Raw genomic sequence first — 25,228 nt, forward strand, 5'->3', positions numbered from 1 at the left:
TCTGCCCGCTGTGGGCGCCGGACTGGTCTGGGTGCCGGCGGCAGCCTATCTGCTGCTGACCGGCGCCTATCTGAAGGGCGCCATCCTGCTCGCGATCGGCACGCTGGTGATCAGCACGGTGGACAACTTCCTGCGGCCAGCTTTGGTGGGGAAGGGCACCATGCTGCCGGACTACGCCGTGCTCATTTCCACGGTGGGCGGGCTCTCGTTGATCGGCATGAACGGATTTGTCCTCGGCCCGCTGATCGTCGCTCTGTTCGTTGCTGTCTGGTCACTTCTCAACCATGACGAACCGTAGGCTTGCGGTACAGCGTGGTTCGACGTTCACCGCCAGCCCACTTCGGGCCCCGGTTGAGGGCCATGCAGGACCCGCGTGCATGGCAGCCCCGAGACCGCGGCCAATTATCCAAACTCCGTGGCTATGGCCACTCCTGCGAGGCAAACGCGTCGCCCTGAACTGTATCTTTGGTTTTTTCTCAACGACCTCTCCCCTGGCCGATGGAATTACCGCCGGCGAATTTGGCCATTGACGGTATATGAAGTGTCGATCGAACCACCTCACTTCATCATTGAGCCGCTGTTGCCGAACAAGCCGCGCGGGGTGGCTCGGGCGGACGACCGGATGGTGCTGAACGGCATCTACTGGCGCCTTCGCACGGGCTCGCCGTGGGCCGACATCCCCGAACGCTACGGGCCTTCCACAACCTGCTACAACCGTTTCGTGCGATGGCGGAAGATCGGCGTCTGGGATCGCATCTTCGATGCGGTGTCGAAGGCCTACGACGGCGACATCCAGATGGTCGATTCCACCACCATCCGCGTCCACCAGCAGGGGGCGAACGGCAAAAAGGGGGGAGCTTCTCGGCGCTCGCCGCCGCTCGGAACCCAGCGTCTGGACGCAGAACGGGAGCTTCTTCAGCGCCATGGCCGTCGTCACCTTCGGCGGGGCCTATGCCGTCCTTGCCTACGTGGCCCAGGCGGCGGTGCAGACCTTCGGTTGGCTCGCCCCCCGGGAAATGGTGGACGGCCTCGGCCTCGCGGAGACCACCCCCGGTCCCCTCATCATGGTGCTCCAGTTCGTGGGTTTCCTAGCCGCCGTCCGGACGCCGGGGTCGCTCGATCCGCGTCTCGCCGGATGCCTCGGCGCCCTCCTCACCACCTGGATGACGTTCGCGCCGTGCTTCCTCTGGACCTTCCTCGGGGCGCCCTATGTCGAGGCGCTGCGCAGCAACCGGGCCATATCGGCGGCTTTGTCCGCCATCACGGCGGCCGTAGTCGGCGTGATCATGAATCTCGCCCTCTGGTTCGCGCTCCACGTCGTGTTCCGCGAAGTCCGAACGGTTTGGTTTCTCGGCATCGGCGTGGACCTTCCTTTTCCCGACACCGTCGATTGGCGGGCGGCTGTTCTTTCCCTTGCGGCGATGGTCGCTATGCTCCGGTTTGAGATTGGAATGTTGCCAACCCTGGCAGGTTGTGCACTGGCAGGCGTGGCGCTTCGGCATCTGATAGGCTGACGCCTCACCTCACGATGGGGCTTAAAAGGCTTGATGGCACTGCTAAGCTTTGGGGTACTTGGCATAGGCGAGCCGGTCACACTGCTATTTAGGTATCCGTCGCACTGCTGCCAAAAAAAGCGGTAGGCCTAGGATGGAAGTCAAATCTCAAACCGTGCAAAGATCGACGCTTTGCCATTTTGGAAGCCAAATTCTGGATGAATATCTTGGATTCGCCCATGGCGTGTCTCGGATAGCGCGCGAAAGCATGCCGAAGTGACGAACAGCTCTTCGATCAATGAAACAGTATTCGACCCTCCGATTAGCTCCTCGCGCTACATCTCTGGTCCGGTGTGCCGATGCGGATCGAAATAGATCTCTGACACACGAAATCGCCCCCCTGCTCTCCTGCACTGAACGATGACGTCGATCGCGATCTTCAGCAGGTCGCGGATATCGCTCCGCTCGAGGTCGTGCCCACCATCAGATTCCTTCACGAGCAGCGTAAGCTGCTCGAACGCCAACCTGGCGGAATCGGCATGCACGGTGGTGATCGAGCCGGGATGTCCTGAATTCACGTTGCGGATGTAATAGAAGGCGGTGCCGTCGCGGAGCTCCTGCAGCAGGACGCGATCCGGACGCATGCGCAAGGATGCCTCCAAAAGCTCCTTCGCCCCGATCTTGGCCAGCCCCTGCCCGTCCTTCGAATAGAACAGCCGCACATGGTTATCCTGCGGGATCACGAGTTCGGGCGTGTCCTCGATGGTGATCAGCCGTTCGTCTTCGGGGATATGTTGGATCAGCGCCTTCGAGAGCGTGGTCTTGCCGGACCGCGTCGCGCCCGAAATGATAATATTCTTTCGAGCGAGCACCGCCTCCCGCAAGAACGGCATGTAGCTTCCGGCTTGGTATAGCTCGAGCAGCCTGGCGTCGGCTGCCGAGAGCTCGTCGGGGATCGGACTGACTTCCGAGAAGAGGCCGGCGGTTTCGAGATCGTCGAGCGTCAGCGCGACCGCGGAGGGATTGCGGAGCGTGATACTCACCGTGCCTTTAGGGGTGGCGGGTGGAATGACGATCTGGATGCGATGCTCATCGGGCAGGGTGGCGGAGAGCAGGGGATGGGACTCGTCGATCGACTGGTGCGAATAGCTCGCCACGGCCCGCGCGAGCCGCATCAGCTTCTCGAACGTGAGATCCGGTGCTTCGTGCCTGCGCCACCCGCCGGGACCCTCGGTCAGGACCACGCCCGGGCGGTTGATCACGATCTCGTAGAGCGTCTCGTCGCTGAGGAATTGCGCGAGAGGGAAAAGCAGGTCGCGGACGACGCCGACATCTGCTCCTTCTGTCATCCCCCTCCCCTCGCCTATTTTGTGACGAGCGTCGAACGCCGGCTGAAGTCGCCGAGCACGCCGCGATCGTAGATCGTGTTGCGCGGCTCGGTGACGCGCAGACCGTAGACGCCAGAGAAATCCAGGTCCCGGGCGACGAAGATCGACACCAACTCGCCCTGGTGTTTCTCCAGCGTCGGCGGGATGTTGATGGACTGCTCGACCGCGATGGCGGCCGCCTGCTGGCCGGCATTGGCGCTGTTCTGGACTTGGATGTCGCCCTGCTGGAGCTGGCCCTGGGCGTAGTTGGCGGCGTCGCCAACAATCGAAAGCAGCAGAGCGCTGCCGAAGCGCTCCCACCAATGAGTGTCGACATAGCCGTCCATGCCGGCCCGGCCCAAGGCGTCGGTGGCCGGTGATGCGAGGGTGATGATCACGCCTTTCGGGGTCTTGGCGCGATTCCACAGTACGAAGAGGCGGGCCTGCCCGCGGCGCAGGCGACCACGGTACTCGCCCACGACCTGCGTGCCCTTCTCCATCATGACGACACGGCCATTGTCCGAGAGCACGTCGCGATTGATGACGCAGCTGGCGAAGCCGGGCTGATCCGAGGACAAGGCGGTCTCAAGGACGCACGGGATCGACGTGCCCATGGCGATGATGAAATCACGATTGCCCAGGGTGCCCGCCCGTGACCCTTCGAGGCGGGTCGGCGTCATCATGCGGCCGAAACGCTGGTCCTCATTCTCGCCCGGCCCATTGAAGCCGCCTCCTGCTCCATTCAGAGGCACATAGTTGGAGCTTGCGTCAGCTGGAACGCCGGAAGCTTGTTGCCGGTTCTGTGGGCCCCGCTGTGCGCCGAACGCCATCACCGGGGCGCGGCGGGCGGCATCGAGCAACGGGTCGTCCGCTGGGGCGGCTTGCGGCGTGACGACCGGCGTCGGCAGCTTCACCTCCGGCATGGCCGCAGGCTGGCGGGCCGGCTCAAAAGCCGAGGTCTGCCGGATGACGACACGCTCGGGCTTCTCAGCGTCCGTCCGCGGTCCTCGATCTCGCATCGACCACAGGGCAAAGCCGACGAATGCGATGACGGCCAGCACCACCGCTCCGCGTTTCAGGAGCGGGTTGTCTTGCCGCCGTCCAGTGACGGACTGACCGCGCTCTCCCGGCACGCCGCTTTCGATATCGTCCGCCATCGCCCGCCCCTATTGCGCCTTCGGCGCCGATTGTGGTTTCACGATCCGCTCGACCGAGGGAGACGTCGTGTTGGTGCCCGGGTTGATCCCAACCCGGTCATAGGCTTCGTTGAAGATGCAGAGCACATCGCCGCCACGTCGCAGGATGAACTTGCGGCTGATGGCCTGGACGAGCACCAGGTCGCCCTCGACCGATTTCGGGACCAGGCTCTCCGTGCCGTCGGAATTCTCCGTGTAGATCGCCGGCATCTCCTGGTTGCCGGTGAAAGCGAAGGTGGTCAGCTTGCCATTGTCGTAGACCGCCTCCGGCTCGAGCGCGGCCGAGCCCTGCGCCGAGTAGCGCCAGTTGCGGGGGCCATATTGCTCATGGAAGGTGAGCACCTTGTCGGCATAGCCGGCCTGGGCGGCCTGAGCCCTTGCCGCTGCCTCCTGGCGCCGGCGCCCGGCCTCGTCGGCGGGATATCGATACTTCACATAGAAGTAGGTGGGCTGTCCCGAGGCCACCGAGCCGTCGCGCACCGTGAGCTCCATCTGATAGCTGCGGGTCGCTCCATTGCGCCGTGTCGTCACCACAGAGATGTTCGTCACCGGCTGGTTCTCGCGCGGCTTTAGGAACAGGATGTTTCCGGCGGGTGCCACCTCCCAGGCCACTGTGTTGCCGAGCGCCACATGAGCGATCTCCTCGTCTTCGGCGAACTCGACCTGGACCGAGGAGCGCAGCGAGCCCACGACCTTGGTGATGTTGTAGGGCTCGTAGTCGACGAAGCGGACCCGGTTGTCCTGGGGTGCGCTGCTGGGCGTCTCCAGGGCATTGGCAGGGGTGACGAGGCAGGCCCAAGCCACCACGAAGATGAGAGCAGCGCGCTTCAATTGATGGCCTCCGGGTCGGCCCGGTACTCGCTCACGACAAAGCCGAGCGGATTGACCAACCGGTCCGTCGCGGACATGGGCGCGTTGACATAGGCGAAGGTCAACGTTGCCACCCAATGGGTGGTGCGGACATCCTCTCCGCGCGTGACGGTGCGGATGTAGCGGACCGACACCACGTGAGGGTTGATCAGCGAGATCGAGACGATGTTGATCCGGGCAGTGGCGCTGCGGACATAGATGTTCTGGGGAGATTCCGGATTGCTGCCGCGATAGAGCGCGGCGAACCGTTGCTGCTCGGCCTGGGTGGAAAGAAGGGCGACGGTCCGGAAGTTCTCTTCCGCCTCGCTCCAGACATAGGCCTCCCGCGCCCGGACGTATCGCGCCGCGAAATACTTGGTGACGGCCTCGTCGTAGGTTCCGGCGGTCGCGGTCAGGGCCGAGACCACATCGACGATGCCTGTGGAATTGTCGACCCTGACGACAAAGGGCTGCACCGTCTTTAGCGGCGTCAGACCCGCAACCGCGAAGACCGCGGCCGCCGCCAGGATGCTGGCGCAGATCGCCACGAACCAGGCGACCCGGGTCGAGCGCTCCGCCCGGATCATCCGGTCCTGATCGAACCGGCGGGCTTTCTCGAAATAACTTTTAAGGCTTTCGTTCGTCACCATCACCCCTGCCCCGCGCAAGATCGGTAGGAACCGGCGCTGTCGAGATGCGCGAACGGGCCAGTTGGCGATGCCGGCGCCTCATCGGCAAATGCCGTTGCGCGGTTCGGCGCCAGGGGCGCAGCGTCCGACTGCGCCTTCACGTTACTGCTCCCCTCCCACTGCCACATGGCGCGGTTAAGCGGCCGGCGCGCGTAGCCGTCGCATTTGGGCAAGGGATAAGACCAAGAGGCACAGCCGCTGAGAGCCGACGCCATGCAGAGCAATAGGAACGAACGCAACATGCACCCACCCGGCTGTGAAAATGATTCTCAGGAAACGGCGTCACCCAGCCCCGCCCGATCCGAAGTTACGTCCCGCCGCGCGGACACCCCGGCCGACGGCGCGGGCCGCATACCGGGTGCTCCGGGCGATCGTGCCTTCATGCGCGTCGCGCGCGGCGCCGTAGCCGTAGGTCAGTGATGCTCCGCCTGCGGCAAGCGCGGACGCGATGCCGGGGAGCTGGTAGAAGACGTAGAGAGCGGAAAGCGCGATGGCGCCGAGCGCGATCGGACGCATCAGCACGTCCGCATAGGATTCCATGGTGGCGAAGGTGGCATCGAGGCAGGTCACCAGGAGCGATCCCACCGCGACGACGAGCACCTGCAGGATGACGAAGTTTGCCATCTGGCCGATCCACGCCTCGGTGAACCGCCGCGTCGACTGGAACATGGCCAACGCGACGAAGATCGGACCTATGGCGAGGACGATGGCGAGCGCGACGCGGGCATAGAGCGACACCACATAGCCAATCGCCGCGACGATGAAGGTCATGACGATGACCACGAGCCCTGCCGCGCCGGTTAGGATGTCGACCGGCCAGGACCCTTTCGCCCAGATGTCGTTGGCGGATTTTTGCCCCTTGTCGAGGAGGGAATCGAAAGCGGAGGCGCTCGGCGCCGAGCCGGTGTTGAGGGCGCCGGAGATCTCAGTGGGCAAATCCTCGAAGAACACCTTCGAGACATAGGTCTGATAATTCGAGGCGTTCTGCACCAGCATCAGGATGATGGCGAGCTTCATCGCCCGGAATGCGAATTCCATGATCGGCTCGGGAATCGAGCCGCGCAGGACGAGGAAGCCGTAGAGGATGACATAAAGCGTCAGCGCGATGGTCAGCGGCCCCGTCACCCAGGAGCTGATCCCCGATGTCCCCGAGCTGATGAAGTCCTCGAGCGGCGTCTTGAACTGGTTATCGAGGAACGAGAAGACTTGATACATGCCCTACCCTCCCAGCGCCTTGTTCATGCGCTGAAGGCGGGCCTTGCCATCCGCTTCGGTCGCATTCTCGCAGTTGGGGGTTGCGGCGAGCTGCCCCGGATTCTCGCGGCACTTCGCCAGCTGCTCGGCACGCAAGGCATCATCGGCGAGATAGTCGCTGACGGTGTAAGTCCCCTCCCCCGGCTCGAAGCAAGCGGCAAGAGGAAGCATCAGGAGGAACGCCGCGATCCGCTTCATGGCAGCGCCGCGTTCATCGTGTCGATGCGCCTGCGCCAGTCCTCGGCCTTGCGCTGGTCGTCCACCTGGGCCTGGGCCTGCTGCACCATGCGCAGGCCTTGCATCCGCACCACATCGATCTGTAGGAACGCCGCTTCGGCTTGGAGACGCGCCTGCAGGTCCGCCACGTCTTTCGAGGTGCCGGCCGATGCGATCTGCTGCCGGAGCTGGTCGATGCCGTCGATCCGCTTGGTGGCGGCATCATAGATCTGCTGGCCAAGGCTCATCTGGCCGGCGTTCTTCTTCTGGATCCGAGACAGCTCCTGCGCGTAGAAATCGTTGGCGCTGGTCTGGTAGGTGGAATTGTCCTGCAGGAACTTGGACGCGGACTCGCCGAAGGCGCCTGAACCGGAGCCCTGGAGCAGGCCTTCGATCGCATTGAAGTCCTGGGGCAGCGCCTTGCGGATCGCGGGATCGTTGAGCACGCTCGCGACGTCGGCCATGTTTGTCAGCTTGTTCAGCGAACCGTAAAGCTGCTGTGCCTGCTGAAGCTGCTGGTTCAGGGTGTCGAGCTGCGACTTGAGCTGCGCGATGCTCTCCAGCTGCTTGGCGAGGGCTGCTTGGTCGATCACCGGAATGCCTTGGGCGTTGGCCGCTCCCACGAAGATGCAGAGCGCGGCTGCGGCCGCCAACAGCATGGTTCGCTTTGCCATCAGCCGGGACTCCTTCTTTGTTGGAATAGGGGGAGCCAGTCCTCCTGACCGCTGCCGACCTCCGCACGGATCGCGTCGGCCAGCTCGACATTGGCGGTGCGGCCGGAGAGGACGGCGAGCTCGTCGTCGAAGCCAGCGAGGTTCAGCTCGGCGACGACGCTGTTGTGCCCCTGCTTGACAATGAAGCGGCGGCTTTCAGGGGACAGCTCGCGCGCGATGAGCTGATATTCCCGCTCGGTGAGCTTGAAGCCGTCCACGTAATCGGCGTGGCTGCCACGCGGGTTCGGCATGAAGATCTGGGTCGGGCACTGCTCGATGATGGTGTGGGCGATCGGCGAGGCGATCGCATCGCGTGGGCTCTGCGTCGCGAAGAGCATGAGGCCGCCCTGCTTCCGGATGGTCTTGAGCTTGTTCTGGGCGAGGTCGCGAAATCCCTCGTCCAGCAGCGCCTTCCAGAACTCGTCGATGACGATGATGATGCGGCGGCCGTCGATCAGCTGCTCCACCCGGTGGAACAGGTAGGCCATGAGCGGCGTGCGGATCTCCTCATTGTCGAGGAAATCCGTCATGTCGTAGCCAAGGAACTTGGCGCCGATCCCAATGTCGTCGGTCTCGTTGTCGAAGACCCAGCCGAGGGGCCCTCCCCTCTCCCAACGCCGCAGCCGGGCGGCAATGCCCTCCGGGTCGGTGTTGTTGAGGAAGGTGCGCAACGCGCCGATGGTGCGCCGCTGGACCGGGAGGTCCGCGAGGCCGTCGACGGCGCCGGCGATGTCGCGCAGGTCACTCACGGAAAGCTCGCGCGACTTTGAGCCGACGAGCTTGGCGATCCATTGCGCCAGGAACACCTTGTTCTCCGGCGTGAGCTCAAGCCCCTTCAGCGGCGCGCAGCCGGTTGGCGTCCCATTCTTCAGAGGCAGATACGTGCCGCCCGCCGCCCGCACGAAGAGATCGGCGCCACGGTCCTTGTCGAAGAACACCATGTGGGGATCGTGCTTCTCGAGCTGCGAGAGCATGAAGTTCAGGATAACGGTCTTGCCGGATCCAGAGGGGCCGCACACGAAGGTGTTGCCGAGATCGCCATGGTGGAAGTTGAAATAGAACGGCGAGCCGGAGGCCGTCTTCAGCATCGCGACGGCCGGCCCCCACTCGTTGCCGTCCTTCCTGCCCACCGGATAGGAATGAAAGGGTGACAGCGCAGCGAAGTTGCGCGAGGTGATCGCACCAGAGCGGGCCCGGTAGCGGAAATTGCCAGGCAGCTGCGCCCACCATGCGGCTTCGAGGCCAAGGTCCTCGCGTGCCACGACGGCACCGCCGTTGGTCAGATGAGAGCGTGCCTTCGCCAGATTGTCGGTGAGGTCCTTCACCGATGGGGCGCAGACCGACAGCGTCAGGTGATGCTCGCCCAGCACGAAGTGATTGGATTCCAGTTCGTCCAGGGCGCCATCGAGCTCATCGACCTGCGAATTCGCCTTGTCGCCGGCGCTCACCATCTGGTTCTGCTTGCGTCCCAGGATGGTCCGGGCATCGGCCTTTGAGGCGAACGCGAAGGACTGCGTCAGGATGAGCTCGAACGGCGTGGTGAGGACGCCAGCGAGCATGCCGGGCCTGGTCCGGGCGGGATATTCCTTGAAGCTGAAGATCCCTGCATACCGGGTCTCAGCCTCATGGCGGATCTCCACCGTCTCGCGACCGATGATGACGCGGTCGGAATAGATCGCTGACGAAACCCGCCCCTCCGTGAGGGGCACTCGTTCCCGCCGGCCGCCGATGATCTGGTGCAGGACCTCACTCGGCTCGGAAAACAGAAGACCATCGTGTTCGTAGAGGGAAAGAACACGTGGCTGGAACCGCTTGAGGCCGGCCGTCACGTCGGTGACCTTGTCGCGCAACTGCTTGAGCGCCTCCTCGTCGAGCTCTACGCTCCCGCGGCGCGCCCGGCGAAGGCGGCCCAGGAGCTCCGAGATCTTCTCAGCGGGATCGCGGGTCGGATACCACAGCAGGGTCAGATAGAGGTCGTTGCGGAAGAGATCCTCCTCTACCATGCGGGCGCGATATTTCGCGTTCAGGGCAGCGGAGAAGGGATTGGCAAACGCTCCCTCGGGATAGTCGTTGTCGCGACGACGGAGGATGTGGGTCCAAAGCGCGAGGCGTTCGTCCGCGAGGTTGCGGTAGAGCGTGTTGAGGTCGCGATGAAGGCCGTTGAGTTCGAGCGGATCGGCCGTCTCGAACGATATGCCGTCGAGGGCGATCATGACCATCAGCGCCCGGGAATCGAGCGCGATCGTCGTCTCGTCCACGTGACGGACATACGGGATGAAGGTCTCGGGCTCGAGCTCGCGGGTTTTGAGAATGGCGACGTTAGGCAAGGCCAAGGTCTCTTTCGTCGTAGCGCCTCACGAGCTTGAGGGGGGTCAGCGTGGTGCCGCCCCAGAAGGCCCCGTTGCGCGACCGGCCGCGAGTTTCGATCCACGCCATCAAGACGCGAAACATGTTGTGGTCATGCTTCACCAGCGTCTTGAAGACGAGATGGAAGACGATGCCGACAAGGGCGTAGGCGATCGAGCCCGCAAGGATATAGAGGATCGTCGTCAGGATGACGTTGATGCCCATGGCCTCCATCGTCACGCCGGCGACCATGGCCGGCCGCGTGCAGGCCAGGAACAGCGTGTCCTCCTCAAGCGCCACGCTCTCCGCCATGGCCGTCACCCGCCGGAGATCGTCGTGACGAGCTGGGCGGCGCCGAAGATGATGCCGATGCCCAGCACCACATAGGCGGCCTTGCGCAGGTCGAGATAGCCGAACATCCAGGCGATGCCGACGACGATCACGGCGATCGTCGCGAGGAGCTTGGCGACGTTGCCCGTGAGCAGGGTGACGATGTTCTGAAGGACTGTCTCGATGCCGCCGGACGCCTGGGCGAATGCCGGCTCGGCCATCCCGATCGCGAAGACGCCAGCCATCAGTATGATGGCTAGGGCTGGACGCACGCGCACTTTTTCACTCATTCGGCTCACTCCGATTGTTCGTTCTGGAAGACGAGAACGGAGGACGTCCGCCCTGTCGCAAAAACATCCCAGGGCGCTGGCTTGGCATCGCGCCGTGGGCCGGGCGACGCGGCAGCCGGCGGCGCCGATGCGGGTCCCTCCCCCACGCGATCTTTCGAGGCGGACGTGTTGGCTGGGTTGATCGCCAGCGAAACCAGCGTCGGCGCGAGGTGCTTTGCCTCGTCACGCACCTGCTTGTCGTAGCCGACCATCTCGCCAACCGAGGCGTCGCCGCGTCCGTAATAGGCTTGCAACATCATGGTGGCCGCCTGCCCGGGGCTGGCACCTTTACCGATCGCCACGCGGTAGTAGCGGTCGAGCAGTCGGGCGGTCGCCTTGAGGTTCAGGCAGGGATCGAATGCGTCGGAGACCGTGAGTTCGAGACGACCCAGATCGTCGGCATTGATGCCGCCAAGACCGAGATCGACATCCTGGCGTTGCGCAATCAACGTGGTGGCCAGCTCGATGGCCTCCGCTTTGGTGTTCGGCAAGTCGCGCAGAGGCGTGCCGCTGTTGATGCGGATGGCGAATGGCGCGAAACCGCTTTCGAGGCTCACGACCGCCGAGAGGGTCTCGACCTGAACGGTCGGCGCGCAGGTCTGCGCGAGATCGGCGAAGGCAACGGGCATGAGCTAGAACCACACCCGCTGGGTGCCCGCACCGTCGATCATTACATCGATAAAATGAGGTTGCGCTCGGGCGCTCGGCTGAGCTGTCACGTAGGCCATGCACCGGTGCTGTCCGCCGCCCGACACCCAGCGTGCGGCGCCACTGCCGGCTCCGGCGCCGGATGTGCATTGGCTGCTGTCGACCACTTGGCGTGTCGCCGACACACAGGCCGCTTCTTGCCCTTGCGGGCCGAACCGGGCGGTCAGGCGGTAGCCGGTCTCGCAAGAATACGGTTCGTATCCGGGCCTGGAGGTCTGGAGTCCGACGCCATTGCAGGTTGGAAAGGGGCGTCCCCTGGCGAGTTCGTTCCAAAGCCTCTGAACGGGAGGGACGCATTCGGCGAACTGCATGGGACCGCCCGGGTTCGAAAGGCAAAGGAGAACCTGACAGCCCCAATCGTCCGCGCGCGCTTTACTGCTGGAAATGCAGTAGGATGACAGCAATACGAATGCGCAGGAAAGCGCCCTGGCAGTAGGGGAATTCATGCCTTCCACCCTCCCGAAACGACCCCGGAAAGGCTTGTCGGCCGCAATCTCATGCCCGGTTAACTCTCATATACAGAGCAGTTAAGCAGATGCCAAGAGCACTTGACGCCGAATGGCGCAGCCTCTCGTTCTCGGCGCTTATTCTGCGGCTGATCCTCGATAATCCGCTCGACGATGAGACCCCTCAGTCGCGCCTGAAGCAAATTGGAATGATGAGCGTCCTCTATTATATGCATCAGGGCAATCAGCGCCTGACGTTAACCAATATAATTGAGGTGACGTCGCTAACACGCGGTGGTGTCACGGAGACGATTGATCGGCTTGTCAATCGTAAAATCTTGACGGAAGCAATGGTTAAAAACTCGTTGGGGCGAGGGCAGGCGCGCGAATTCAAGATTGCACCTGATATTTTCAAGAAGCTCCGCAGCCTACAGGGCGGTTGATGGAGCGGCGCAAAATTCCGGTCGACGGTCGGTATCATCTCAAACTGCCGTAACTGTGATAGTATGGCGCCTCCGGTTGAGGTCATCCAGCCTTCATTCGGATCAGGCCGAATCGCGAGTAGGCAATGGTTGGTGGGACGGGGGGTAAGGTTCATCGGGACAAAGAGGGCTCGTACGCCTCTCCTCTCCTCTCCTCTCCTCTCCTCTCCTCTCCTTCTCTCTCCGTACCGCTCCCGCTTAGAGCGGCGCCCGAGGAATGGATGGCAGTGGCTGCAAAGTATGGTTGTTGTGGCCACTGTGCTTATCATGGGGGAGGTCATGGCAGCGCCGAGGAAATCCGCCGCCGATCGATCTGAGAGTTGGACAGTCACCGATGCCAAAGCACGTCTGTCCGAGGTCATCGAGCGGGCGCAACGCGATCCCCAGGTCATTGCGCGGCACGGCAAGCCGAGCGCCGTCGGCGTCTCGGCCGAGGAATGGTCCCGCAAGACGGCGCGCAGGGGCACGCTGGTCGAATTCCTGATGGCATCACCGCTGCGGGACGCCGATCTCGATCTCGAGCGCGTCCGTGATCAGCCACGCCACCTCGACCGGTGAACGTTCAGCTCAACACCAACTCAGCTTGCCGATTGGCTTGCACAGGATCTTCCAGAGCGCTTTGCTGGTCGCATCCTGCCTATTGACCCTGCGACTGCCGAATCGCCGGGGAGATTCGATGGCGGAGGCCCGCGTAAGCAGGAAGGACTTTGCATCACTCGGTGTGTCAATATTCAATCCCTGGACCGATGGCGGCCAATCGAGATGAGGGCCTCTATTCGACTACCCGACGTCGCATCGCTCGAAATCGCGCTGGCCGGGCCTTATCCTCACCCGGGCGTTCCCGGGTTTTAAGTTCAGTCTCGCCCAGGTCGATGATGACGATTGGCGCGCCGCCCGCAGCGTCATCCAGCTGGATGGCACTCGGATCGGCGATCTGCAATCGTGGATGACGGACGAACTCGTCAAGGGGCGTGGCGACGTCGCAGCGCTGTGACGCCGTCTAAAAGAGACCGCCTGCAGATTACCGCATGGCGCGTCACCAGCGCGTTTGTGTTCGCGCCGACAGGGCCCGGGCCAGCCGATGGTGTGCAGATTTCGCTCGGCCGCGAGACGGAATGGCGGGCCGCTCCGATCGGTGATCCGTGCTGGCCGCTATCGGACGCGGGAGAGCTTCTCGAGCCGTCCTGGATTTTGCGGGAAGCCCCCTCCCCGGCCGGCCGGATCGCAGGTCGAGTCTACCGCGTGCATGACCGCGCCGGCGGCGCTGTGGTTCACGTCCGCAGTTTCCTTATTTGTCGCGCGCACCATGAGCGCGCTACCCGCGAGGCGCGTCGCCCGGAGATGGCGCAGCGTGTCATCCATGAGGTCGGGCCGACGGTATCCGGGAGACGCCTTTTCTTTCGGCGATGCCGGACTTGTTCGACCACGGGCCACGCGAGTTGTGGTTCTTTGAAGACTGGGAAGCTTCCTGCGCTGCGACGTCGGGTCGTGTCCCAACCCGTGGTGTAACTGCGGCGGCGTGATCACCGCGCTCTCCGGCGGGGCCGGATTGGTCAGGCTGCCCCGATGTGCAGACTGACGAGGGGATCATCGCTCAGCTGGGCGACGGATTCCACCGTCATGTAGAGGGAGCGCTGAACGGCCCATTCGTCATTCTGTTCGAGCAGGATGGCGCCGACCAGCCGGATTATGGCCTGTTCATTCGGGAAGATGCCGACCATCTCGGTGCGGCGCTTGATCTCGCCATTGAGCCGCTCGATGGGATTGTTGGAGTGCAGCTTGGTTCGGTGCTCCTTGGGGAAGGACATGTAGGCCAGTACATCGGTCTCGGCCTGGTCCATGAAGCCGGCGAGCTTGGGGACCCGCGGCCGCAACTGGTCGGCGACCTGACGCCATTGCGCCTTGGCGGCGGTCTCGTCGTCCTGGGCAAAGGCCGTGCCGACGAAGGCGGAGACCACCCGGCGCTGGGTCTTGCCGGCATGGGCCAGGGCGTTGCGCATGAAGTGGACGCGGCAGCGCTGCCAGCTGGCGCTGAGCACGCGGGACACGGCCGCCTTGATGCCCTCGTGGGCGTCGGAGATCACCAGCTTGACGCCGCGCAGGCCGCGCCGGGTCAGCTTGCGCAGGAACTCGATCCAGAACGTCGCCGCCTCCGAGACGCCGATGTCCATGCCCAGCACCTCGCGCCGGCCGTCGGTGTTGACGCCCACGGCGATGATCACCGCCACCGAGACGATGCGGCCGTTCTGGCGGACCTTCAGATAGGTGGCGTCGACCCAGACATAGGGCCAGTCGCCCTCGATCGGCCGGTCCAGGAAGGTGTGCACCCGCTCGTCGATCTCCTCGCAGAGCCGCGAGACCTGGCTCTTGGAGATGCCGCTCATGCCCATCGCCTTGACCAGGTCATCCACCGAGCGGGTCGAGATCCCCTGGATGTAGGCCTCCTGGATCACCGCCGTCAGGGCCTTTTCAGCCAACCGACGGGGCTCCAGGAAGCCGGGGAAGTAGCTGGCCTTGCGCAGGCGGGGAATGCGCAGCTCCACCGTCCCGGCCCGCGTCTCCCAGTCACGGTCGCGGTAGCCGTTGCGCTGGGCCAGCCGCTCGGGGCTCTTCTCACCGTGCGCCGCCCCGGTCAGCCCGCCCACCTCCAGCTCCATCAGCCGCGTCGCCGCGAAGCCGATCATCTCGCGCAGCAAATCGGCGTCGGGGCTCTTTTCCATCAGCCCGCGCAGGGCCATCATCTCGTCGGTCATCTTCGGTCCTTGGTTCAGGTTGCGTCTGCAAACCCGACCCTACCGAAGATCGCGGATGACCACCGCCGGCAAGCTACACCACGTCCAGGGACACGACCCGACGTCGCGCGTATTCGCCCGCTGGGCGTTGGACGTGCATGATTACGAGTATCTGGCGTAACGCTAGATCGGTTTCATTCCGAGGGCGCTCCGCGAGCCGCGCGAGCGCCTGACCGCGACGGAGGGCACATCCGTGCACATCCTGATGGACTGCATCAAGGCGATCGACCGCGAAGTCGGGCTTCCGTTCGGGCGGTTCTTCCTGATGACTCACGGCAATTGGGGCGATTCCGATGTGGGTCAGGCCATAGCGCAAGGCTTGAAGGTTCAAGCGGGGGCGTCCGTCAGATTGCGATGCCGGTGAGTTTATGCACTGGGCGGATCGAACGTACAGCTTCTAATCTCTCAGAACATGCCGTTGTCCAAGGTGCGGGGACGTGCCGACCGCTCGAATGATTGGAGCGGATTGCTCTTAGAGCCAAGAGCCCTCCCGTCCTGTCAAAGAGGCCGCATCTGCTTCGCCTCGATTCCTGCGGCGCTTTTATCTGCCCTCGTGCGTGAGGCGGGCCGCGCAGGCGGGGCTCATGAAACACACGACCTTGCAGGAGCTGACAGGAAGGCCGTATCAGCGCTAGTGGCTCATCGATTGGCCGCCGAGGGGTTCGGCGCAGAGCGAAGAGAAATGGCCAATGCGTAGCGCAGGGTCCGATTGGAGATTGAGTTGCCACCTGGCAACTCACCCTGAATGCCATAGCGGTAAACCGGCGTTAACGTTAAAATCCTTGCCAATAAGCCCGACTCGGCCTCATTCTGCCTACGATCAAATGCCGTAGTTGGAATGGGCATCGTAGTTATGCAGAAAGCACGTAGCTCAAAGACTCTTACATCGGGGGCTAAGCCGCTGATGACGGATGTCATCGCCGGCGACGGCGCCGCGCTGTCAGCGGAACTGCTCGCTATGCGCGAGGCTCTTTTCCCGCCGGTTTCAAAGAAATCCCTTCGATCATTTTCCTCGGTAGAGGCTGCGAAGCTCATTGGAATTGCCGACGCCTATCTGCGGCAGCTGTCGCTGGGTGGTAAGGGCCCCCAGCCGTCGCTCGGGGCCGGAGGGCGTCGGTCCTATACACTCGAGCAAATCAATGAGTTACGCGTCACGCTAGAGGAGGGGTCGAAGGGAAAGAAGTACGTACCGCATCGCCGTGAAGCGGAGCACTGCCAAGTGATGGCGGTCGTGAATTTCAAAGGCGGTAGCGGAAAGACCACGACCGCCGCGCATCTGGCGCAGTATCTCGCCCTTCACGGATACCGGGTCCTGGCAGTCGATCTCGATCCCCAGGCGTCGCTGACAGCACTTCATGGCTATCAGCCTGAGTATGATATCCAGCCGAACGAGACGATGTACGCGGCGGTGCGATACGATGAAAATCGTCGCCCGCTAAAGGACGTCATTCGCAAGACCTATTTCGCAGGCCTTGATCTGATCCCAGCCAATCTTGAGCTGATGGAGTATGAGCACGATACGCCGCGGGCGTTAGCCGAGCGTGACGCGGAACCATTCTTTGGCCGGGTTGCTACGGCGCTTGGAACAGTCGCGGATGGCTATGACGTGATGATCCTGGATTGTCCTCCTCAGCTCGGTTTTCTAACGCTCGGCGCGTTATGCGCTGCGACAGGTCTTCTGATCACCGTGCATCCTCAGATGCTCGACGTGATGTCGATGTGCCAGTTCTTACTGATGGCGTCTGATATCCTGGGTGTGGTGCAGGAGTCCGGGGGGGATCTTGATTACGATTTCATTCGATATGTCGTCACGCGGTTTGAGCCCGCAGACGCGCCCCAGACGCAGATGGTCGCTTTCATGCGGTCGCTTTTCAGGGAGCGCGTGCTCAACAGCACGATGGTCAAGTCGACAGCGATCTCAGATGCCGGGCTCTCAAAGCAAACGCTCTATGAAGTCGGGCGGGAGAATTTTGGGAAGCAAACTTACGATCGCGCAATGGAATCGCTCGACGGCGTTAATGGCGAGATCGAGAATCTGATGAAACTAGCGTGGGGACGCGAGACATGAGCCGGAAGGACACGCTGAAGGCTATGCTGACCCGCAGAACAGACGAGTTGCCAGGTGGCAACTCGTCGTTAGAATTGGCCGCGCCGACGCCAGTGGCGCATGTGAGGTCAGGCGCTGTCGGTGCTATGGGTCGTTCGCTTGGACAAATAGCGACCGCCGCTGAGCGTGCAAGAGCGCTCGTGGCGTCTGGCGCCGCCGTCGTAGACATTCCGGCCGAGAAGCTCCTGGGATCCTTCGCGCAAGACCGTCTCGACGACGAGGGCACCGAATACGAGACGCTCTTCAATGCCATCAAGGAGTCCGGCCAGAAGAGTCCAATTCTCGTCCGGCCACATCCTGATAGGCCAGATTACTATCAGATCGCCTATGGCCACCGACGCGCAAAAATCCTCGCCAAGCTCGGACGGCCAGTGCGCGCGGTGGTCCAGGACTTGACCGACGAAGAGCTCGTTGTCATCCAAGGCCAGGAGAACTCCGCCCGCAAGGACCTCAGCTACATCGAGCGAGGTCTGTTTGCCATGACACTCGAAGATCAGGGTTTCGATCGCGCCGTGATCATGTCGGCGCTGAGCATGGAGAAGACACAGCTGTCGCGCCTTCTGGCATTGGCGAAGTCGGTTCCGAAGAGTGTTGTTCACGCAATCGGGCCCGCTCCAAAAGCAGGCCGTCCAAGATGGACAGCGCTCGCCGAGCGTCTGTCGGAACTCCCAGACATGTCGCGGCTGGACGAAGTGCTAGCCGACCCGAAATTTCAGCAGGCTGATACCGACCAGAGGTTCGTGCGTCTGTTCAATGCCATTGCGCCCAATAGGGGAGCCGCTAAGCCGCGGAAGGTCGCGGTAAAGACAGATGCCGGCAACAAGATCGCGACAGTCGAACGAGGGGGTGACACGGTCACCATCATCGTCGACGCCGATGGTTCACGTGAGTTTGGAGAGTTCATCGCGGCGAAGCTGCTGGAGCTCTACCAACAATTCGAGGAGAACAAGGAGGCGCCCATCTAAACAGCCGCTAACCCCTTAGGCCGCAAAAGAAAAAGGCCCCCGAAACAACGTCCCGGAAGCCCTTCTCAGTCCTTAAGCAAGCAGAGAATCGCACTTCCGCGAATCGCAGTCAAGAGTCCCATCGTGGGATGCGCTGTTTCGGCGAGCAGGTTTCTTTTGCCTCAACATAGGTAAAAGGAAATGCATACCCATATGCCCACGACGCCCTTCGGGCGGCGGTCGATGTCACTTGGCCTGTTGGCTAGCCAAGTGACAGCTCAGGCCGTCGCGTCCGATGTGGTGGTTCATAAATGGAAGGTCTTCCAACATATCCGGGAGGCCAGGGAAGCGATCGGCGCGACCGACCGCGCGCTCGCGATCCTCAGCGCGTTGCTGTCGTTCCACCAGGAGACGACGATGTGCGCGGATGGCGACCTCGTCGTCTTCCCGTCCAATGCACAGCTCAGTGACCGGGCGAACGGCATGTCGCCGGCGACGCTCCGCAGGCACATCGCAGTGCTCGTGCATTGTGGCCTGATAATCCGCAGAGACAGCCCGAACGGCAAGCGGTTCGCGCGCAAAGGGCCGGCAGGTGAGATCGAGCAGGCTTACGGCTTTGACCTGGCGCCCATTGTGGCCCGGGCGGATGAGTTCAAAAGACTCGCGGAGACCACGCAGGCGGAGAAAAAGGCCCTCCGGGTTCTGCGCGAACGGCTGACGATCGCACGGCGGGATGTCGTGAAGATGATCGCTGCCGGCATCGAAGAAGGGGTTCCTGGTGACTGGCGAGGATATCGCATGGCTTACCAGGACCTCATGGACCGTCTCCCGAGGTCAGCGTCGAAGGTAACGGTGGAGATTATTCTGACCGAGCTCAGCGAGCTTCGTGCCCTTGTGCATAAAACGCTGGAGGACTTCATAAAATCACAAAATTCAAACGCCAATGAGTCTCACAATGAGCGCCACAAACAGAATTCAAATCCAGACTCTAAAACTGAATCTGAACAAAGCCATGCGAAAAAAGAAGAAGGCGAAGCGTCTGGTTCTAATAACGTCCGCACGCTCCCGCAGCGGGAGCTTCCTCTGAACATCATCCTTGATGCCTGTCCCGAAATCCGGGGCCTTGCAGCAGGGGGAGAAATTCGAACGTGGCGTGATCTGCTCGCGACCGCGCAGCTGGCCCGGGCCTATCTCGGGATCAGCCCCAGTGCCTACCAGGACGCCTGTACCGCGATGGGAGAAGGCCAAGCGGCCACGGTCATCGCTGCGATCCTGCAGCGGACGGAGCACATTTCGTGCCCCGGGGGCTATCTACGCAGCCTGACGCAACGAGCGCAGGAGAGCAAATTCTCGACTTGGCCAATGGTGATGGCGCTTCTGCGGGCGAAGCTCGAGCAACAGCGTGACGGGGCAGGGGGTGTGCATGGCCGCTCGTCGTCGGCTGACGGGACTGATCCGGTGGGCAATCGGTGATGAGCACGCGTGACCCCGAACGGGGGGTGCTGGAAGGGCCCGCCTGGTTGCTTGGCTCGAGACTAGAGACCGGCCGCCTTGGTCAGGTTGACCCTGAACCGATCCCGTCGGCGCTGATAGCGGCGGGTCATTTCCGCGCTGGCATGGCCGAGCTGCCTCTGGACGTGCCGCTCGTCGACCTCGGCGGAAGAGGCGAGCCCGGCGCGCAGCGAATGGCCGGCGAATTTTTTCTCCCGTTCGCCCTCGGTGAGATCGCCGCGGACACCGGCGGCGAGCGCCGTGCGCTTGACGAGGCGTGCTACCTCGCGGTCGGTCAGGCGGTCGGGGCCAACGTCCTTGCCTTGCCGCGTCACGCGCCGGAACAGGGGTCCGTGGCCGATCTTCGCCAGCTTGAGCCAGGTTTCCAGCGCCACCACGGGGCAGGTGGCATCGGACGATCCACGCCCGACCTCGACCTCCCGCCAGCCGGTCTTGCCGCGGAGCGTCACGATCATCCCCTTGTCGAGGATCTCCACCCAACCGCGGCCGTCCTCGGTCTGGTCCCGGGCGACGTCGAGGCCGACGATCTCGGAGCGGCGCAAGCCGCCGGCGAAGCCAAGGAGCAGCATGGCGCGATCCCGCAGGCCGCGCAGCGCGCCGCGGTCGAGCGTCTCCAGCATGGCGATGACATCCTCGGGCAGGACCGCTTCCTTCTGCCGGGGCGGGGCGGCGTGGGTGTTGCGGATGCCCGTCAGCACGGTGGCGATATGCCGATCGCTCCGATCCAGCACCGCGCCGCGCTGGGTATAGTTCCAGGAGATGGCGGACAGCCGGCGCTCGATGGTCGTGACCGCATTTGGCTCGCCACCCGGAATGGCGGCGCCCGACGCGCAGGCCGTGATGTAGAGCCCGACCACCTCCGGGGCAGGGGGGAGGGGCTCAAGGCCCTGCCGCCGGCACCAGGCGGAAAAGTGCTTCCAGTCGGAAGCATAGGCGCGACGCGTGTTGGCCGAGCTTGCGGCCTCGACGTAGTCCCGTGCGCGGTCTGCGAGGCGTTCGAGATGCGCCGGAAGGGCAGGGGAGGGGGCCTGCGATGCTACCAATGCCGTAGCCGGATCCGGAGGGCCGTCCTCATCGCCGAGCTGGTCAGGAGCGGGGTCGCTGCTCGCCACCATCACGCGACCTCGATGTCGGTTTGTGAGAAGTCATTGCCCTTGAACAGCAGCGGCACCCGGTACGCCCGCGCGCAGGCATACGACATGCAGTCGGCGAGGTTGAGCTGGGCCGGATGGCCGCGGCCCTTGCCGAAGGTCGCGAAAGCGGCGACGGCGCGCTTGGCGATGCTGGCGTTGATGGGAATTACGGAGATCCGCGCCTCCTCCAGGACCTGCTGGATGCGCACCTCGACGTCGACGGGGTCGACCTTGAGCAGTGTCGACAGACGCATCGCCGCTTCCAGGATGACCAGACCCGAGGTGTAGCGGCGCGGCGCGTCGGTGAGCTTGTTGGCGAAGACGACGGCGTCCGGCTCGTCGGCGAGGATTGAGACGATGACCGAGGTGTCGACGAACATCAGTGGCCCCACATCTCATCGACCTCGTCTTTGGTCATCTCCCGGCCGCCGGGCTGTGCTTCGGCCGCCAGCGCCGTGGCGATCTGCTTGAGACGGCTGGCCAGCGGCTCCTTGTCCTTCTCGCGTGTCAGCTCGCCCTCCAGGGCTTGGATCACGGCTTCGGTCATCGTAACCTTGCGCCGTGCCGCCAGCTGCTCGGCCAGCACGCGGGCGCGTTCATCACGGATCTGCAGCGTTCGCATCGCGGGCTCCTCTGTATGGACGTTCTTATCATGATGTATGGATGAAGTCATCCATACGCGCCCTGACCCGGGTTTGCCAGCTCGAAGTCCGCCGCGGGGACAGACCTCGCGCGCCAGGCGCTGTTGACCGATCCGCAGCTGGCAGAGCGGTTCGAAGCCTTCCACCTGCAGCACTGGAAGAACGATGCACGCCTCGCGCAGTTGCTGGCGAGCCTGGCGACGATCCTGCCGCTGCGGCAACCCTCGAATCTCGCGGCACCGGCGATCCGTACGCGGGTGCTCGATCTCACCGATGGCGTCACGGTGCGGATCTTCCGCCTGATCGAGACGGTTGCAGTCGAGGCGATCCGCTCCGGCGCAGAATGCATCACCATGGACAGCTTCCAGACCGAGGAACTGGTGCTGCCACTCGTCGCGATGACGCGCAAGGTCGAGGCGCGCCTTCAGCCGCGCGCCGGTCGATGACAGTGCGGCGCGAGCTTCCCCTCGCGCCCCGGCCCGAAGGCGATGAGCTGCTGTCGTCTTGGCAAGGTCGCGTCGCATGCCGCTATGACCTCATCCACGACGACCTTTCGAGGTGGCTTGGCGTCCTCCGAGACGACCGCTGTGCCGGATTCACCGAGCGGGACTTCGCACCCTCGGCCGAGATGGTGCAGGCTTGGGCGGCGTCGTGCCGATTTTCGGAAGAGCGCGTGCAGGCCCTCACGCTCTCCTCGCGGCCACGGTCGCGCAGCTGGTATGTCTGGGGGGAGGGGAGGGTGCCCGGCGCTTTCCAGCGGCCGGTCTGTTTGGCCTGTCTTGATGACGATGCCGCCGCCTGCCGCGACCATCATATCCGCCGGTCGTGGGCGCTGGTGGAGACCGTGGTCTGCGACCGCCATCATCGTATTCTCGATGAAGCCTGTCCGCACTGTTTCGATGATTCCGGTTTCCGCTTCGTTGTTCATGAGGCAGCAGCTCGGCTGGCCTGTGTCCGATGCGGCAGGCTTGCACGAGCGGCACCCCAGGGGCGCCGCGCCGGCTCCACAGGGCTCTTTGCCACCGTGTCGGCGCTGGTGGCGGCAACGATCGACGATCAGTCTGCGGTCCGGGATCGGATGATCCATGTCGCTCGGCTGCTGTGGAAGCCGCCTCGCCCGCGCACCGGGCGTCGCACACCATTCGTGGCCGATGTCGTTCCGGATCTTCGTCTGACGCCGACGGCACAGGCGCGGGTCGATCCCGCCGAGCCTCTGGCAACGGCGCCGATCGGCTGGCGCATGGTGACGCTTCTGGGCGTCGTGGCGTTGCTGGACCTCGGCCGCTCCTCGATGAGGGGCCGCCCGGCCTTCACACTGGACCAGATGGTGGCCTGGACCGAGGAGCCGCGCCCGCGGGTGAAGGAGCGACCCGCGCCGATGGCGGCTTCCTCGTGTGCGAAAACCCCGGGCCGATCGGATGCGGACGATCTGGCGCTTGCCCGGTCCATCCTGGCCCGTGCGGAATGGCGTGCCGCTCAGGGGCAGGATCCGCGCCCGCAGCGCCGAACTCTCAACACCCTGTCCAACAAGGCCCTGGCCCGGCGGCCTCGGGCCGATGCCCCGGCTCCGTCGGCAGTGCGGTTGGCGGCAGGGCATGGCGCCGCCCAAGGACCGGCGCACAGCGCCACCAGGGCCGCAGAAGTCCCGCGGGTTCCCGCGCCCGCGGGGCTCTCAGGAGCCGCGGGCTTGTCGCCGGCGCCAGCGCGCGCGGAGCGGGCACGTTGCGATCTCAGGCATCGTCCCGCGGCTGCGGCACCACGCGCCCCAGCCGGCGCGCCTGGTCGAGCAGGGACTTCACCGAGGAGGCCGCCCACTGCCGCCCGCCACGGGGCGTGCGCTCGCGCATCCGCTCGAGCTGGGCGGCGATGTCGCGCAGGCTGAGATCCGGGTCGGCGATGGCGATGCCGGCGACCAGCGTCATCAGCCGGTCCTCGGGCGGGCGCCGGGGCGAGCGCTGGAGCAGTTCCGCCTCCGCCATCCGCTCCTGCACCAGCCGATGCACGGCGCGCCGCAGCTTCTCGATGGTCCAGGTCTGGCCACCATGGTTCAGCACCCGCACGACGTCGTCCCAGCTGTGCTGCGGCCGCATGCGCCGCACGATCGGCAGCCAGGTCGAGGCCGAGGCGATCAGGTCGCCCACATAGACCTTCTGGCGTGCCGCCGCGGCGGCGCGGATGGCCTCTGGCCGGCGCTCGCGCAGGCCAGGATTGCCGGCGCGCTTGCCGCGCGCCTTGGCCGCCTTCATGCCGGCTTTGGTGCGCTCGGCGATCAGGGCGCGCTCGAGCTGGGCGACGGCGCCGAGCACCTGCAGCGAGAACATGCCTTGTGGCGTCGAGGTGTCGATCGGGTCGCGTAGCGAGCGGAAGTGGGCCTGACGTCCCTCCAAGTCCTCGATCACCGCGAGCAGGTGGTTGACCGAGCGGGCGAGGCGGTCGAGCCGCACCACCACCAGGACGTCACTGGGCCCGATCTCGCGCATCAGCCTGGCCAGCACCGGCCGGGCCCGCGAGGCCCCGGAGCCGTGCTCCTGGCGGATGATCTGGCAGCCGGCCGCACGGAGCTCGTCGACCTGCGCATCGGTCGCCTGCTCGTCGGTCGAGACCCGGGCATAGCCGATCAGGCGGCGGGCCGGCCGGGGCGAGGAGAGGACGGGGCGGGCCATGGGGTTTCCAGGGGGCGAGTCTTGGGGGCGATTCAGGCCTTTGTACAATCAATACAGATTTGAGCAAACGAACCTTTGCAGGCGTGTTTTATCGATCGCGTCAGAGGACCGTGAAGGCGGCCGGTGGGTTTCAGATGGACCCAAGGGTCATCTAACGTCAAAACGCTCGCCTACGGCCTTCTGTGCGGAAAAGGGGCGCTTTCAGGGACCTTGGAGGCGCGTGAGGTGGGATGGTTAGGCCGCAAGGATGTCGGTTTTGGAAAAATCGTTGCCGATAAAGAGTAGGCGCTCGTTGGAGCGCTTCGACAGGGCATAGGAAAAGCAATCGGCGAAATTCAGTGCGGCCGGGTGGCGCCCCTTACCATAAGCAAGCCAGGCCTGCGTTGCCAGGTCCGCCAGCTCCGCGTCGACCGGAATGATGTCGGCCCCAATTTTGGTGAGCCACAGGTCGATCTCGGCGAGCGCGTGCTCGCCGCGCCGGCTGACCAGAACCATTCGGGCCTCAAACACGCATGTAGCGGGGACGAGGCGAACAGGGGCGCCGACGATCAATCGCTCGAGCGCATCGGCTTCAGGCTCATTGCGCAGGATCGCAACAATGGCAGAGGTATCGATCACCATCAGTTTGGGATTCCGTGCTCGTCGAAGCCAACGATCTCCTCGTCACTCCTGGTGTCGAGCTCAGGTAACCGCGCCACCCGCTCGCGGATTGCACGCAGCTCGCCGAGAAGACGTGCTTGAGCGGTATCTCCATAGCCCATGCGGTGCAGGCGTTCGCTCAGGGCCTGGTGAATGGCGGCAGTCTTGGTGACGCCCTGGCGGCGGGCGAGCTCGTCGGCAAGGGCGACGGTCGCCGGATTTTTGATGTTCAGAGACATGGGAAGGGTTCCGTGTCGGACTACCGGGGTTGATGAGACTGGCGCCTGCGCAATTTCAATGCCTTGGCCGTGTCGTCATTATGAGACCGATTCAAGGTAATTGAGACTGGCGACGGTATTGAGTCGGTAGTTGTGAGACC

28 protein-coding genes and 3 pseudogenes are annotated in these 25,228 nt (G+C 63.9%); 11 read left to right on the forward strand and 20 right to left on the reverse strand.

Annotation, left to right across the window (positions count from 1 at the left end):
* The 3 genes and pseudogenes from ABLE93_RS25240 to ABLE93_RS25250 form a co-directional block, all read left to right on the forward strand.
* On the forward strand, nucleotides 1-298 hold a 298-nt coding region (locus ABLE93_RS25240), incomplete at its 5' end, for an AI-2E family transporter (protein WP_348842456.1).
* Nucleotides 299-526: 228 nt separating this feature from the next.
* Nucleotides 527-853, forward strand: a pseudogene (locus tag ABLE93_RS25245) (IS5 family transposase); the annotation flags it as partial.
* 34 nt (nucleotides 854-887) lie between these two features.
* Nucleotides 888-1,514, forward strand: a pseudogene (locus ABLE93_RS25250) (chromate transporter); the annotation flags it as partial.
* Between the two features lie 314 nt (nucleotides 1,515-1,828).
* On the opposite strand, the gene virB11 reads toward ABLE93_RS25250, so the two are convergent.
* The 13 genes from virB11 to ABLE93_RS27110 are packed head-to-tail and all read right to left on the reverse strand — an operon-like array spanning nucleotide 1,829 to nucleotide 11,936.
* A complete protein-coding gene (gene virB11 / locus ABLE93_RS25255) occupies nucleotides 1,829-2,842 on the reverse strand; it encodes a P-type DNA transfer ATPase VirB11 (protein ID WP_348842457.1) in 1,014 nt (337 codons plus the stop codon).
* Nucleotides 2,843-2,856: 14 nt separating this feature from the next.
* Entirely contained in the window at nucleotides 2,857-4,017 is a 1,161-nt protein-coding gene (gene virB10 / locus ABLE93_RS25260; RefSeq protein ID WP_348842458.1) for a type IV secretion system protein VirB10, read from the reverse strand.
* Between the two features lie 9 nt (nucleotides 4,018-4,026).
* Nucleotides 4,027-4,887, reverse strand: coding sequence for a P-type conjugative transfer protein VirB9 (gene virB9 / locus ABLE93_RS25265; RefSeq protein WP_348842459.1), 861 nt, complete (start codon nucleotides 4,885-4,887; stop codon nucleotides 4,027-4,029).
* Nucleotides 4,884-5,555 carry a VirB8 family type IV secretion system protein gene (locus ABLE93_RS25270; protein ID WP_011993182.1) on the reverse strand — a complete coding sequence of 224 codons (672 nt, stop codon included), beginning with the start codon at nucleotides 5,553-5,555 and terminating at the stop codon, nucleotides 4,884-4,886. The genes virB9 and ABLE93_RS25270 overlap by 4 nt, the downstream gene beginning before the upstream one ends.
* Nucleotides 5,555-5,836: a hypothetical protein gene (locus ABLE93_RS25275; RefSeq protein ID WP_011993183.1), complete on the reverse strand. Its 282-nt coding sequence runs from the start codon at nucleotides 5,834-5,836 to the stop codon at nucleotides 5,555-5,557. Before ABLE93_RS25275 ends, ABLE93_RS25270 begins: the two co-directional genes overlap by 1 nt.
* Nucleotides 5,837-5,876: 40 nt before the next feature.
* Nucleotides 5,877-6,809 (reverse strand): TrbL/VirB6 family protein, encoded by a 933-nt coding sequence (locus ABLE93_RS25280; RefSeq protein WP_011993184.1) that lies wholly within the window; start codon nucleotides 6,807-6,809, stop codon nucleotides 5,877-5,879.
* Nucleotides 6,810-6,812: 3 nt separating this feature from the next.
* Entirely contained in the window at nucleotides 6,813-7,046 is a 234-nt protein-coding gene (locus ABLE93_RS25285; RefSeq protein ID WP_011993185.1) for an EexN family lipoprotein, read from the reverse strand.
* Nucleotides 7,043-7,738 (reverse strand): P-type DNA transfer protein VirB5, encoded by a 696-nt coding sequence (gene virB5, locus ABLE93_RS25290; RefSeq protein ID WP_011993186.1) that lies wholly within the window; start codon nucleotides 7,736-7,738, stop codon nucleotides 7,043-7,045. Before virB5 ends, ABLE93_RS25285 begins: the two co-directional genes overlap by 4 nt.
* Entirely contained in the window at nucleotides 7,738-10,104 is a 2,367-nt protein-coding gene (locus ABLE93_RS25295) for a VirB4 family type IV secretion/conjugal transfer ATPase (protein ID WP_348842461.1), read from the reverse strand. Before ABLE93_RS25295 ends, virB5 begins: the two co-directional genes overlap by 1 nt.
* Nucleotides 10,097-10,435 carry a VirB3 family type IV secretion system protein gene (locus tag ABLE93_RS25300; protein ID WP_348842463.1) on the reverse strand — a complete coding sequence of 113 codons (339 nt, stop codon included), beginning with the start codon at nucleotides 10,433-10,435 and terminating at the stop codon, nucleotides 10,097-10,099. Before ABLE93_RS25300 ends, ABLE93_RS25295 begins: the two co-directional genes overlap by 8 nt.
* Before the next feature lie 5 nt (nucleotides 10,436-10,440).
* Nucleotides 10,441-10,743, reverse strand: coding sequence for a TrbC/VirB2 family protein (locus ABLE93_RS25305; RefSeq protein ID WP_011993189.1), 303 nt, complete (start codon nucleotides 10,741-10,743; stop codon nucleotides 10,441-10,443).
* Nucleotides 10,744-10,748: 5 nt separating this feature from the next.
* On the reverse strand, nucleotides 10,749-11,411 hold the full coding sequence (locus ABLE93_RS25310; RefSeq protein ID WP_348842464.1) for a lytic transglycosylase domain-containing protein: 663 nt from the start codon (nucleotides 11,409-11,411) through the stop codon (nucleotides 10,749-10,751).
* 3 nt (nucleotides 11,412-11,414) lie between these two features.
* Nucleotides 11,415-11,936: a hypothetical protein gene (locus tag ABLE93_RS27110; RefSeq protein WP_394030937.1), complete on the reverse strand. Its 522-nt coding sequence runs from the start codon at nucleotides 11,934-11,936 to the stop codon at nucleotides 11,415-11,417.
* An 89-nt stretch (nucleotides 11,937-12,025) separates the two neighbouring features.
* Here ABLE93_RS27110 and ABLE93_RS25315 point away from each other — a divergent pair, with 89 nt between their 5' ends.
* Both ABLE93_RS25315 and ABLE93_RS25320 read left to right on the forward strand, forming a co-directional pair.
* Nucleotides 12,026-12,379 (forward strand): MarR family transcriptional regulator, encoded by a 354-nt coding sequence (locus ABLE93_RS25315; protein ID WP_011993192.1) that lies wholly within the window; start codon nucleotides 12,026-12,028, stop codon nucleotides 12,377-12,379.
* 318 nt (nucleotides 12,380-12,697) lie between these two features.
* The gene (locus ABLE93_RS25320; RefSeq protein WP_348842466.1) at nucleotides 12,698-12,976 is read left to right on the forward strand and encodes a type II toxin-antitoxin system prevent-host-death family antitoxin; all 279 of its coding nucleotides are present in this window, start codon (nucleotides 12,698-12,700) and stop codon (nucleotides 12,974-12,976) included.
* Between the two features lie 995 nt (nucleotides 12,977-13,971).
* On the opposite strand, the gene ABLE93_RS25330 is transcribed toward ABLE93_RS25320, so the two are convergent.
* A complete protein-coding gene (locus tag ABLE93_RS25330; protein ID WP_348842467.1) occupies nucleotides 13,972-15,171 on the reverse strand; it encodes an IS256 family transposase in 1,200 nt (399 codons plus the stop codon).
* Nucleotides 15,172-15,403: 232 nt separating this feature from the next.
* Between ABLE93_RS25330 and ABLE93_RS25335 the strand changes: the two genes are divergently transcribed.
* The 4 genes from ABLE93_RS25335 (at nucleotide 15,404) to repC (ending at nucleotide 19,734) form a co-directional block, all read left to right on the forward strand.
* Nucleotides 15,404-15,574: a hypothetical protein gene (locus ABLE93_RS25335; protein ID WP_011993196.1), complete on the forward strand. Its 171-nt coding sequence runs from the start codon at nucleotides 15,404-15,406 to the stop codon at nucleotides 15,572-15,574.
* A gap of 540 nt (nucleotides 15,575-16,114) precedes the next feature.
* Complete coding sequence (repA, locus tag ABLE93_RS25340) at nucleotides 16,115-17,278, forward strand: plasmid partitioning protein RepA (RefSeq protein ID WP_011992911.1); 1,164 nt, start codon at nucleotides 16,115-16,117, stop codon at nucleotides 17,276-17,278.
* Complete coding sequence (repB, locus tag ABLE93_RS25345) at nucleotides 17,275-18,282, forward strand: plasmid partitioning protein RepB (protein WP_011992912.1); 1,008 nt, start codon at nucleotides 17,275-17,277, stop codon at nucleotides 18,280-18,282. Before repA ends, repB begins: the two co-directional genes overlap by 4 nt.
* A gap of 180 nt (nucleotides 18,283-18,462) precedes the next feature.
* Nucleotides 18,463-19,734, forward strand: coding sequence for a plasmid replication protein RepC (gene repC / locus ABLE93_RS25350; protein ID WP_011992913.1), 1,272 nt, complete (start codon nucleotides 18,463-18,465; stop codon nucleotides 19,732-19,734).
* A gap of 62 nt (nucleotides 19,735-19,796) precedes the next feature.
* Here the strand turns inward: repC and ABLE93_RS25355 are convergent, their stop codons facing one another.
* Genes ABLE93_RS25355 through ABLE93_RS25365 form a run of 3 tightly spaced genes read right to left on the reverse strand, consistent with a single transcriptional unit; the run spans nucleotide 19,797 to nucleotide 21,528 of the window.
* A complete protein-coding gene (locus ABLE93_RS25355; protein ID WP_011992914.1) occupies nucleotides 19,797-20,888 on the reverse strand; it encodes a site-specific integrase in 1,092 nt (363 codons plus the stop codon).
* A complete protein-coding gene (locus tag ABLE93_RS25360) occupies nucleotides 20,888-21,286 on the reverse strand; it encodes a type II toxin-antitoxin system VapC family toxin (protein WP_041577981.1) in 399 nt (132 codons plus the stop codon). The genes ABLE93_RS25355 and ABLE93_RS25360 overlap by 1 nt, the downstream gene beginning before the upstream one ends.
* A complete protein-coding gene (locus tag ABLE93_RS25365) occupies nucleotides 21,286-21,528 on the reverse strand; it encodes a type II toxin-antitoxin system VapB family antitoxin (protein ID WP_041577992.1) in 243 nt (80 codons plus the stop codon). The genes ABLE93_RS25360 and ABLE93_RS25365 overlap by 1 nt, the downstream gene beginning before the upstream one ends.
* A 123-nt stretch (nucleotides 21,529-21,651) precedes the next feature.
* On the opposite strand from ABLE93_RS25365, the gene ABLE93_RS25370 reads away from it, so the two are divergent.
* Nucleotides 21,652-21,993, forward strand: coding sequence for a hypothetical protein (locus ABLE93_RS25370; protein ID WP_348842468.1), 342 nt, complete (start codon nucleotides 21,652-21,654; stop codon nucleotides 21,991-21,993).
* A pseudogene (locus ABLE93_RS27115) lies at nucleotides 21,990-22,355 on the forward strand (TniQ family protein); the annotation flags it as partial. The gene ABLE93_RS25370 and the pseudogene ABLE93_RS27115, both read left to right, overlap by 4 nt.
* A 922-nt stretch (nucleotides 22,356-23,277) precedes the next feature.
* Here ABLE93_RS27115 and ABLE93_RS25380 read toward each other — a convergent pair.
* The 3 genes from ABLE93_RS25380 to ABLE93_RS25390 form a co-directional block, all read right to left on the reverse strand.
* Nucleotides 23,278-24,210 carry a recombinase family protein gene (locus ABLE93_RS25380; protein WP_348842470.1) on the reverse strand — a complete coding sequence of 311 codons (933 nt, stop codon included), beginning with the start codon at nucleotides 24,208-24,210 and terminating at the stop codon, nucleotides 23,278-23,280.
* Nucleotides 24,211-24,444: 234 nt separating this feature from the next.
* Entirely contained in the window at nucleotides 24,445-24,831 is a 387-nt protein-coding gene (locus ABLE93_RS25385; RefSeq protein WP_167095278.1) for a type II toxin-antitoxin system VapC family toxin, read from the reverse strand.
* A complete protein-coding gene (locus tag ABLE93_RS25390; protein ID WP_011992919.1) occupies nucleotides 24,831-25,088 on the reverse strand; it encodes a type II toxin-antitoxin system VapB family antitoxin in 258 nt (85 codons plus the stop codon). Before ABLE93_RS25390 ends, ABLE93_RS25385 begins: the two co-directional genes overlap by 1 nt.
* Between the last annotated feature and the right edge of the window lie 140 nt (nucleotides 25,089-25,228).

Source organism: Xanthobacter pollutisoli, from assembly GCF_040044995.1.
GTDB lineage: Bacteria > Pseudomonadota > Alphaproteobacteria > Rhizobiales > Xanthobacteraceae > Xanthobacter.

What these genes read in the sequence shown, in the direction of transcription:
- ABLE93_RS25305 (WP_011993189.1), bottom strand. Translation starts at nt 10,743, where the DNA reads ATGAGTGAAAAAGTGCGCGTGCGTCCAGCCCTAGCCATCATACTGATG.
- ABLE93_RS25310 (WP_348842464.1), bottom strand. Translation starts at nt 11,411, where the DNA reads ATGCCCGTTGCCTTCGCCGATCTCGCGCAGACCTGCGCGCCGACCGTT.
- virB10 (WP_348842458.1), bottom strand. Translation starts at nt 4,017, where the DNA reads ATGGCGGACGATATCGAAAGCGGCGTGCCGGGAGAGCGCGGTCAGTCC.
- ABLE93_RS25315 (WP_011993192.1), top strand. Translation starts at nt 12,026, where the DNA reads ATGCCAAGAGCACTTGACGCCGAATGGCGCAGCCTCTCGTTCTCGGCG.
- ABLE93_RS25355 (WP_011992914.1), bottom strand. Translation starts at nt 20,888, where the DNA reads ATGGTGGCGAGCAGCGACCCCGCTCCTGACCAGCTCGGCGATGAGGAC.
- ABLE93_RS25390 (WP_011992919.1), bottom strand. Translation starts at nt 25,088, where the DNA reads ATGTCTCTGAACATCAAAAATCCGGCGACCGTCGCCCTTGCCGACGAG.
- repB (WP_011992912.1), top strand. Translation starts at nt 17,275, where the DNA reads ATGAGCCGGAAGGACACGCTGAAGGCTATGCTGACCCGCAGAACAGAC.
- virB5 (WP_011993186.1), bottom strand. Translation starts at nt 7,738, where the DNA reads ATGGCAAAGCGAACCATGCTGTTGGCGGCCGCAGCCGCGCTCTGCATC.
- ABLE93_RS27110 (WP_394030937.1), bottom strand. Translation starts at nt 11,936, where the DNA reads ATGAATTCCCCTACTGCCAGGGCGCTTTCCTGCGCATTCGTATTGCTG.
- ABLE93_RS25385 (WP_167095278.1), bottom strand. Translation starts at nt 24,831, where the DNA reads ATGGTGATCGATACCTCTGCCATTGTTGCGATCCTGCGCAATGAGCCT.
- ABLE93_RS25365 (WP_041577992.1), bottom strand. Translation starts at nt 21,528, where the DNA reads ATGCGAACGCTGCAGATCCGTGATGAACGCGCCCGCGTGCTGGCCGAG.
- virB11 (WP_348842457.1), bottom strand. Translation starts at nt 2,842, where the DNA reads ATGACAGAAGGAGCAGATGTCGGCGTCGTCCGCGACCTGCTTTTCCCT.
- ABLE93_RS25275 (WP_011993183.1), bottom strand. Translation starts at nt 5,836, where the DNA reads ATGTTGCGTTCGTTCCTATTGCTCTGCATGGCGTCGGCTCTCAGCGGC.
- ABLE93_RS25330 (WP_348842467.1), bottom strand. Translation starts at nt 15,171, where the DNA reads ATGACCGACGAGATGATGGCCCTGCGCGGGCTGATGGAAAAGAGCCCC.
- repA (WP_011992911.1), top strand. Translation starts at nt 16,115, where the DNA reads ATGACGGATGTCATCGCCGGCGACGGCGCCGCGCTGTCAGCGGAACTG.
- ABLE93_RS25360 (WP_041577981.1), bottom strand. Translation starts at nt 21,286, where the DNA reads ATGTTCGTCGACACCTCGGTCATCGTCTCAATCCTCGCCGACGAGCCG.
- ABLE93_RS25270 (WP_011993182.1), bottom strand. Translation starts at nt 5,555, where the DNA reads ATGGTGACGAACGAAAGCCTTAAAAGTTATTTCGAGAAAGCCCGCCGG.
- ABLE93_RS25380 (WP_348842470.1), bottom strand. Translation starts at nt 24,210, where the DNA reads ATGGCCCGCCCCGTCCTCTCCTCGCCCCGGCCGGCCCGCCGCCTGATC.
- ABLE93_RS25280 (WP_011993184.1), bottom strand. Translation starts at nt 6,809, where the DNA reads ATGTATCAAGTCTTCTCGTTCCTCGATAACCAGTTCAAGACGCCGCTC.
- repC (WP_011992913.1), top strand. Translation starts at nt 18,463, where the DNA reads ATGCATACCCATATGCCCACGACGCCCTTCGGGCGGCGGTCGATGTCA.
- ABLE93_RS25285 (WP_011993185.1), bottom strand. Translation starts at nt 7,046, where the DNA reads ATGAAGCGGATCGCGGCGTTCCTCCTGATGCTTCCTCTTGCCGCTTGC.
- ABLE93_RS25320 (WP_348842466.1), top strand. Translation starts at nt 12,698, where the DNA reads ATGGCAGCGCCGAGGAAATCCGCCGCCGATCGATCTGAGAGTTGGACA.
- ABLE93_RS25300 (WP_348842463.1), bottom strand. Translation starts at nt 10,435, where the DNA reads ATGGCGGAGAGCGTGGCGCTTGAGGAGGACACGCTGTTCCTGGCCTGC.